Annotated in this window: 2 protein-coding genes; both read left to right on the top strand. The window is 67.2% G+C overall.

The annotated features are described in order from the left end of the window. A partial coding sequence (locus DMB66_RS60035) for an AAA domain-containing protein (protein ID WP_233625634.1) occupies window positions 1–446 on the top strand: 446 nt, incomplete at its 5' end. Window positions 447–461: 15 nt separating this feature from the next. Continuing rightward, window positions 462–922 (top strand): exonuclease subunit SbcD (locus tag DMB66_RS60030; protein WP_125812711.1); only part of this gene is annotated, 461 nt, incomplete at its 3' end.

Here is a 922-nt window from a genome sequence, read left to right as displayed (position 1 = left end):
GACGCGACGATTCCTCGATCGCGGCGCCGTCGCCCGGTCGTGGTGACACGCCGCGATCAGTCACGCCAGATCGCATCGCTGTGGGCGCAGCCCACCGCGACCAGGTCGCCGCACTTCGGGCCGCATTGATCGATCTGCCCGAGGTCACTGTCGACACAGCCAATCGGCTCCAGGGCCGCGAGTACGACGTGACCGTGGTACTGCATCCGCTGTCGGGCCGTCGAGACGCGACCGCATTCCACCTTGAGGCCGGGCGCCTGTGCGTGCTTACCTCCCGGCACCGGCAGGCGTGCGTCGTCGTCGGCCGAACCGGCATCCGGGAACTGCTCGACGCCCATCCGTCCAGTGAGCCGGTCCACCTGCACGAACCGGTCAAGTTCCCGGACGGATGGGCAGCGAACCAGATCGTGATGGAACACCTCCTCAAGCACCGCGCGGCGCGATAGCCCTGGACGGACCACATGAGATTCCTGCACACCTCCGATTGGCACGTCGGCAAGACCCTCAAGGGTCACCACCGTCTCCCGGAACAACGCGACGTACTGAACGAGATCGTCGGCCTGGCCGGCAAGCACGAGGTCGACGCCGTCCTGATCGCGGGCGACATCTACGACTCGGCCGCACCGTCGGCGGAGGCCCAGCAGTTGGTTGTCCAAACACTGCTCGCCATCCGCGACCTGGGTGTACCGGTGGTCGCCATCGCCGGGAACCACGACCATGCCGCGACCTTCGACGCCTACCGGCCGCTCATGAACGAGGTCGGCATCCACCTCGTCGGGACCCCTCTTGTCGGCGAGTCGGGTGGCACCCTCGAGCTGACCGCCCGTTCCACCAACGAGCCCGTCATCATCGCCACCCTGCCGTTCGTCCACCAGCGTTACATCGTCCGCGCCGCGGAGCTACTCGCCAACACTCCGGTGGA

Source organism: Actinoplanes sp. ATCC 53533, from assembly GCF_003947245.1.
The sequence above is the reverse complement of the archived record's forward strand: the minus strand, read 5'-3'. Positions and strand labels throughout refer to the sequence as shown.